The sequence below is a fragment of the Thalassobaculum litoreum DSM 18839 genome (assembly GCF_900102465.1).
In the GTDB taxonomy this organism is placed as follows: Bacteria; Pseudomonadota; Alphaproteobacteria; order Thalassobaculales; family Thalassobaculaceae; genus Thalassobaculum; species Thalassobaculum litoreum.
Window position 1 is genome coordinate 1 of record NZ_FNBW01000032.1, and the last position, 8,083, is coordinate 8,083.

General features: G+C 60.3%; 5 protein-coding genes. 4 read left to right on the top strand and 1 reads right to left on the bottom strand.

The genetic code is table 11. The features are described from left to right. Positions 1 to 39 precede the first annotated feature (39 nt). From BLS34_RS24765 to BLS34_RS24780, 4 genes are all read left to right on the top strand, one after another. Positions 40 to 360 (top strand): helix-turn-helix domain-containing protein, encoded by a 321-nt coding sequence (locus BLS34_RS24765; protein WP_093154707.1) that lies wholly within the window; start codon positions 40 to 42, stop codon positions 358 to 360. Positions 361 to 432: 72 nt separating this feature from the next. Next, entirely contained in the window at positions 433 to 2,241 is a 1,809-nt protein-coding gene (locus BLS34_RS24770) for a hypothetical protein (protein ID WP_093154710.1), read from the top strand. Positions 2,242 to 2,614: 373 nt separating this feature from the next. Then, positions 2,615 to 3,430 (top strand): ABC transporter permease, encoded by an 816-nt coding sequence (locus BLS34_RS24775; protein ID WP_093154713.1) that lies wholly within the window; start codon positions 2,615 to 2,617, stop codon positions 3,428 to 3,430. Positions 3,431 to 3,443: 13 nt separating this feature from the next. After that, entirely contained in the window at positions 3,444 to 4,562 is a 1,119-nt protein-coding gene (locus BLS34_RS24780) for an ABC transporter ATP-binding protein (RefSeq protein ID WP_093154716.1), read from the top strand. Between the two features lie 99 nt (positions 4,563 to 4,661). On the opposite strand, the gene BLS34_RS24785 is transcribed toward BLS34_RS24780, so the two are convergent. After that, positions 4,662 to 7,808: a calcium-binding protein gene (locus BLS34_RS24785; protein WP_093154719.1), complete on the bottom strand. Its 3,147-nt coding sequence runs from the start codon at positions 7,806 to 7,808 to the stop codon at positions 4,662 to 4,664. Positions 7,809 to 8,083 lie beyond the last annotated feature (275 nt).

Here is an 8,083-nt window from a genome sequence, read left to right on the forward strand (position 1 = left end):
GTGATGCCGGGCGGGATCCGGCAGTGGGGATGAGTTGAGATGGCAAAACATTCTACGCTTAAGGCCAAGGACGCCGCTCTTTCGGCCCAGCTGCGCAAGGAGGCTGGCGTCTGGCTTCGAGCATGCCGTGAAGAACGCGGGCTGTCTCAGCGGGAATTGGCACAGCTTGTCAATGTCGAATACTATACTTTTATTTCGCAGATCGAGGCTGGCCGAGGGCGCGTTCCCCCCGATCGTCTGTCCGTGTGGGCCGACGCATTGCAGATGGACACCCAGTCGTTCGTTAAGACATTGATGCGCTTCTATGATCCGATCACTTACGGGTTGCTCTTCCCGGAAACTGTGGCAAGGTCCGCCTAATTTAGGTTGGCGTTAAACCATGCAGATGTGACTATTTGCCAGTCCTGCAGCCGTCGCTGCACGGGGGAATGAATGTCGGTCACCCAATTCCGCTTATATCCGGAGCCTCCCCGTTACGAGGGCGGGTGGAGAAACCAGGAAATCGCCGAGTTTTACCGGATCGCCGATATCATGGCGCAGGCAGGTCTGGCGGTCGAAGCGGAAAGCGGCGCCTCCGATGAGGGTGATCCCTGGTTCATTTTCGTGCGCGCGGAAACCGGCGACGTCATTGCGCATTTTGCTCGTATCGACGGCATGTTCGTGGCGGCGAGCGCGCTGACGCAGGAAGTTTTCCGCGGCTTTGATGTGCGCCATGTCATCGACCAGATGCTCAAACGCCACCCGCTGATGGTTCCGCGGCGCCCGAACGGTGCGCGATTGCTGCTACACCCGAGCGTGGTTCTGACCGCGTTCGTGGCGGCGGCGTTCGTGATGGCGAGCGACGATGCTCAGGCGCATACACTCGACGATGTCCTGCAAACCACCTTTGGTGGACCGGACGATGGCACGCCAGACCAGTTTTTTGCTGACGGCGCTGTCATCGCCCCGGGTATCGATGCCCCCGATGCCACTACCCCAGATGTCGACCCCACTGTGCGCAAGCCGGCCGCCCTCCATTCGCAAGCACTGCTGGAGCCCGGAGCGGAGCGCTCGACAGGCAATCAGCTTGCCCTGATCAGCGCTTTGATCATGGCCTGCGACTTGGCAGCGCGCGAGACGGCGACGATCAGCGATACGCAATCTGGCTTGGACTTGCTGGGCGAGGGGCCGGGCGCGCTGAGCCTCTCTTCGCACCCTGTGCCAAGCGTGTCTGATCCCGAAATCGCCGCCAACTGGGCGTCCTTCGACGGGGAGCGCGCGCTTCAATCCGGTGATAACGATGCCCTTATCACCACAATTACGTTCACCAACCAGATATCGGACAAAGTCGACGGCGCAGACGAGAGCACCGTCAGCCCGCAAGCGAGCCTCATCGCACGCGCTCAAACAATGGCGGTCGATGCCGCGGGATCTTCGCGCGACGATGTGATTGTGTTTGCAGTTGGCGAGGACGTGCTGATGGGCGGTGGAGCTCACGACCGTCCAAGCTCGTATCACCCAACTGATGTGGTACAAGCGACTTCGCAGGCAGCCGGGTCGCCGCTTGATGGACAACAATCCATCGCTACGCTTGCCGGCACCTCGATGATCTTGGTCGACCTGCTGGACCTTGTCGGCGCGGCTCAGAGAAATGGTGGGCTATCGCTAGACACTTTCGTCACCAGCTTCGGTCTGCCGCATGACAATTACGGCATCGACTTGGTGTTGTCCCAGCACCTTCAGGAATTGCCTGACGGCTATGAAACGCTCGTCACGACCTTCCTTGCCGAGACTGAAGAGCGAGCGGTTGACGATGCTGGGGACGCAGCTTCGAGCGCGCAGCGCGCATCGGCCCCAGCAAAGGACCCAGAAAAAGGCACGGCTTCTAGCCCGGAAGACGAGGCAGCTGCGGCTGATCCCTCCGATAATAGTGGGGCCGCGCCGGCGACGAGCACCAGCAATCCTGCCCCAAGCACCCCGGAGGCCCCGACAGCCATTGGTCATCTCTTGCGTCAAGGCGAGGCTCGCTCGCTCGTTCTGACGGACGCAATTGATGTGCTGTTGTATGAGGGCGGCGACGTGGACGTGCACAACTTCGAGCTCGGCAAGGATCGGCTATGGTTCTACCTTGATGCAGATGAGGTTTCAGCGGCGAGCTATCATCTCGGGACCGATGGCGATCTCGTTATGGAATTCGCCTCCGGAGAGACCCTGACACTGCACGATGTCCTGACGCCGGACGCTCCTTATACCTTCGTTTGACGCCCGATCATGAGCTTGGCGAGGCTCGCTGAGTGCTGGTTGCACCTGGCGCTGGAGGGGCGATGTGATTATTAGGCCCGCGGGGCTGTGCAATGCCTAATGGCAGCGTTTCGGGGCGCACGCTGGGTACATAATGGCGCACTGGGACCGCGGCGCTGGAAAGATGGCAGACCGTGGGCTATACCACTGGCCTGCTGACGCCCCGGGCGACCACTTCTGGGTGGCGACGTCCATCACCGATCTGTCGAATAGACACTCGCTGCCCATGTACGCTGACCTAGCCGGGTCTGTCCCATACCAATCCCTATCAAATCGACCGGTAACGTCGTTGTGGCGGATTATCGCTATGGCTCGCTGAGTGAACGGAGTCCCCATGTCGACCGAAGTTCTGGACAGCGCGCGTCCGCCACTCTCACAGGCCATCGACGACATCGTCGGCGGCATTCGCCGGTGGCCCCTGTGGGGCCTGCTCGGTTGGACGGACATCCTGCAGCGCTATCGACGCTCCGTGCTCGGGCCGCTATGGATCACGCTCAGCATGGCTGTCCTGATCTCCGCACTCGGCATCCTTTATGCCTTCTTGTTCGAGATGGAGTTGGCGGAATACCTGCCGTTCCTCGCCATCGGATTTGTCCTTTGGGGACTAATCTCCGGGATGATTGCCGAGGGCTGTACGGTCTTCGTTGAGGCCGAGGGGATCATCAAGCAACTCTCGATCCCACTCAGCGTCCACATCTACCGCATGGTATGGAAGAACATTCTGATTTTCCTGCACAATGTGGTGGTGTTCTTCGTCGTCGCTCTCATCTTCGGTACGCCGATAGGCTGGTCGGCTTTTCTGGCTTTGGCCGGTCTGGTTTTGGTGGTTGCAAACGGGCTGTGGGTAGCAACGCTGCTTGGCCTTCTTTGCGCCCGCTACCGCGACGCCACACCCATCATGGGCAGTGTGATTCAGCTGAGCTTCTTCCTGACGCCGATCATCTGGAAGCCGGAAATGCTGCCGGATCGTGCCATATTCCTCGTCGCCAACCCGCTCTATCACGCCATCGAACTCGTACGCGCCCCACTGCTTGGCGATGTCGTGCAACCGATGTCGTGGCTCGTTAGCATCGCCCTGGTCGTCGTCGGCTGGGCGATCACCCTGCCCGTGGTCGGTTACTACCGCGCCAAGCTTGTATACTGGCTCTGAAGGGCGCTCGGTTATGACCTATATCCAGCTTGAAGACGTGACGATCGATTTTCCGATCTACAGCACGGTCAGCCGATCGATCCGCCATCGCCTGTTGCAGGGTGCCGTAGGCTCAGGGATCTCGGGTGTCGAAGGCGACAAGACATGGGTGCGCGCACTCGACCATCTCGATCTGGAATTCCGCGATGGTGATCGCGTTGGGTTGGTCGGACATAACGGGGCCGGCAAGACGACCTTGCTGCGGGTTCTCGCCGGGGTCTATGCACCGACCAGTGGACGGATGCGTCGGGCCGGGACGGTGGCGCCTCTCTTCGACATTAGCCTTGGCTTCGACATGGAGCGCAGTGGCTATGACAATATTGTCCTGCGCGGCCTCTTTCTTGGGCTCACGCGCCCGGAAATTGAAGAGCAGGTCGACTCGATCGCCAGTTTCACCGAACTGGGCGCCTATCTGTCGATGCCTTTGCGTACCTACTCCAGCGGCATGCTGCTGCGGTTGGCCTTCGCGGTGTCAACGGCGGTGCGTCCGGACATCATTCTCATGGACGAATGGATCGGCGTGGGCGACTCCCATTTCATCGAGCGCGCTACCGCGCGCCTCGACGAGTTCATTGCCGGCTCCAGCATTCTTGTTCTGGCGTCCCATTCCGAGACGCTGATCCGCGAGGTGTGCAACAAGGCCATCTTGATGGGGCAAGGCCGTGTGCTGGCGCAGGGATCGGTTGACCATGTCTATGGCTACTATCGGCATTTCGGCGACACGCCCTTCTTCAACTCCGAAGACTACCTGGCCGAGAACCCCGACGTGGCGGATGCCGTCGTCAAGGACGTCACAGCACCCTGGCTGCACTACACGATCCACGGCATCTGGGAAGGCCGCTCACCCGGCAATGGCATTGAATTGCGGTACTTTGACGGGGATCCGGTTTTCCAGAGCGCCAAGCAACGCAGCGACGCAGCCGCGGCCATGGACCGCATCGCCGAGGTTGCCCCTTTCCTGCCCGGCTTTCGAGCTCCAGCGAACTGGCGCAGACCGGCTAATCTGCGCAGACCTTTGAACTTCTCGTTCCCCGACCAGGGCGATGCGCTGGAGCAACCAACACCCCCTCAGCGCAGCAACACCCGTTCCTGAAGCCGTGGTAGGCGATCCACACCGGCGGCACAGCCACTCCCACTTGGTCCGCATCGCCCCTTGTGGGACGTCACGCGGATGACGGGTGAGCCTGAATCCTCACAGAGTGTAATCGTCCGTCAAAAAACCGGTCCTGCCCTCGAAGATCCCCGTCGATAAATAATGATCCAGCGGATTTATGCCCGCGGCATCAACATCGCTGTAGGCAGCGAGGTACTTGGCCGTGTCGAAGAATGCTGATGCGGCTCTGCCCTCACCAGCACCCACCTCTCGGTAATGCTCATAGGCACTTGCAAACTGACCACGTGCGACGGCGGTCGCCACATCCGGATTGCGGGTCAGGTAATATGCAGAACTGAAAGCCGCTGTTGGATCACGTGATTCTGCGTGCCCTACACGCTGATAATGGTCGAGGCCAGAGCTGAAAGACCCACCCATTACGGCTTCTGCAACATCGCTGTAGGCATCAAGATAATAGCGTTCATCGAACGGGAAACTCGCCACACCTGACCTCTCTTCATACCGCCCGAACTGCGTATAGTGCTCGAGGGCGGACGAGAACATGCCAACGGCCACTGCGGCAGCGACGTCGTCATTAGCGGCGAGATATCCGAGCTCATCAAAGGCGGTCGCGCTTGTGGCAGCGTCATGCGTGACGATCGTTTTTCGGTCAGCAAAAACCAGCACTTCAACGCTCTCCATGCTGTCGCTGCCCTCAACCGTTACACGGCCACTGTCGCGTGCTATTGGGTCGGCGAAGACCGGAGCGCTTGTTGAGAACTGAGCGACGTCGAGACCAGAGCCACCCACAAGCTGGTCGTCCCCGCTGCCTCCCACAAGCGTATCGTCTCCCGTACCGCCTTCCAGCGTGTCGCTGCCCTCTCCGCCGGTAACGCGGTCGTCACCGCCGTCGCCGAACAAGCGATCATTGCCACCTGCCGAGGCTACCGTGTCGCTACCGCCGCCTCCGAAGAGTGTGTCATCACCGACCCCTAGGGAAATGAACTGAGCCGCATCATCGCCGATCGCGTAGTTGTCCCCGCTACCGCCTGTGATGGTGGCTGAACCAATGATCGAGGCGAACTCGATGTTGTCTAGGACAACCTGTGACCCCGTTGGTAGGGCGTGGAGGTCTATGACAAACGCCTCGCTCTGAGTCTCGTCTGTTCCCGAGACACTGCCTTCAAACACAATCGGTGCCGACAGGGACTGCGACGAAGCACTGATGACGATCGTGCGCACGTCGAGAACCGTGTTTGGATCAAGCCCATCGAGGAAGCTGGACGCCCCCGACAGAAGGCCGGGCTTGCCAGAGGGATCGCGCGCGTCAATGGCGCCAAGAAGGTTTGGTCGTGTGGTATCCGGTGTTTGCGCGAGCTCTGGCCCCTCGGCGGTGAGAGTTACGCCTGTTGGAATAGTAGCGGTGACGACGTTTCCGTTGTTCTCCGTCCCCTCTACAATCGCCGCCGAACCTGGCGTCGAGCCAGTATTGGTGACGGTGCGAACGTTCGAGCCCGACCCGCTATCGGTTGGTTCATCGACGACGACCACACCATCGTCGTCGTTTCCCTCGGAGCCGCTGTTGGGGGACGGTGCGGTATAGGTGACCTCAGCATCACCGTCGGCGATGGCGACCGAGAAACTGGCTCCGAGAGCCACGCCTGAGATCGTCACCGATATATCGCTGGTATTGTCTGCGTCGGTATCGAAGGTCAGTGTGTTGCCCGAACGCGAAATGCCGCGCGTCGTTAGTGCTGTTGCACTATCGAATATCAGCTTCTCGCCAGGGCTCCAGTCCAACAGTGTAATACCATCAGAGGCAGCGTATTCATCACTGCCCGCCCCTCCCGCTAATGTGTCTGCACCCGACACGCCGGCCAAGCTGTCGTCGCCGGCCCCGCCGACGAGAAGATCATTGCCAGCGCCCCCAATCAGCAGATCAGCCCCTAATCCACCGCTAAGCGTGTCATTCCCGGCGTCACCGCATAGCCAGTCCGAGCCGGTCCCACCGCTCAAGTGGTCGTCGCCATCCTCTCCGCAGAGATCATCGTCACCCGCCCCACCGCGTAGAACGTCATCGTCCTCGCCGCCATAGAGTTCATCGCCGTCCTCGCCGCCGACGAGCGTATCGTCACCATCACCGGCAGTCAGAAAATCGAAGCCGGCCCCACCGCTCAGCTGATCGTCGCCGGTATCGCCGGTGAGGTTGTCGTCACCGTCTTCACCAACCAGGGTGTCATCCCCTTCGCCACCGCTCAGAACATCTCCGGTGCTCCCGCCTTTGATCAGGTCATGACCGTCGCCTCCGAAGAGGCGATCTTCGCCTGATCCGCCAACGAGTAGGTCATCGCCGTTGCCGCCCTTCATCGTGTCATCGCCGGCGGCGCCGTAGATACTGTCCGCCCCGGCGCTACCGGAAAGCCAATCGTGGCCGCCCCCGCCGCTCAAACGATCATCGCCTGTGCCCCCCACCATGATCGCGGCAAACGCCGTCGGTGCTATCAGCGTGGTGGCGGCCCCTACCTGCACACCCACCTGAATAGTGGCTTCGTCCTCACTAAGCGCGCTGGTGTCCAGGTTTGAGAGATCATATTCGACCCCGCTCATCACGATGAAGGCGAAGCTGCCAGCGCCGCTGAGTGTCAAAGATCCCGCGGTGAGGTGGTCCGCAAAGACAGCAGAGGCATTGGTCCCACTGATCGAGATCCGTTCGATACTGGATATGCTGCTAACGCTTGTGAAATTACCCTCGCCGACCACCTGCAGAGTGTCACTGGCGGCACCGCCGGCGATCACATCGCCATCTGCGAAGGCATTGGTGTAGCGGAACACATCCTCACCGCCGCCACCGCTCAGCGTGTCGCCCTGGGCGCCCCCGATTAAGGTATCGCCCGCACTACCCCCGGTGATCTCAAACTGCCCGTCAGTTTCCGCTGAGCCGTCCCAGAACACCGAGTCCGCACTGGCGGCGGCATTGACGATCAAGCTCTTGTCGCTGGCAACGGTAGCATCATGAGTGGTGATAACTTGAGCACCGCCGGTGATGCTCACATTCTCGAAATTGATCAGGGTGTCAGCCTCGAAGGTGACACTCTGGGCCGCCGACAGGATCAACGCGTCAATTCCGGCGAGACCGTCGATTTCGTCGTTGCCATTAAGTGTGCCGGCAAGGGAAGCGTTGACCGTATCGGCCTCACTGGACAGGTTGGGAGTGTTCTGGTCTTCAGAGAGCGTTACGGTGACCATCACAGAGCCATTATCGGTGTGAGGTCACCGAAGGTGATTGCCCAGCCGTTGCCGCCTTTGGGTCGAAGACTCCCAAGGCCTTTGGGCGCTGTCATTGTGGTTGGCTCCAAGCTCGTGCCATCTACCCTCAATGATGAGCGCTTCGACGGACAGTTGCCGTGCTCGACGTCTCGGATTTTCGCCTATCCGTCTCTTTATGAACGGCCCCAGGCATAGGGCTCAGCCTGTGAAGGTTGAACCGCGCCGGATTTACCGAAGTGGCCTGCTGCCGGCTT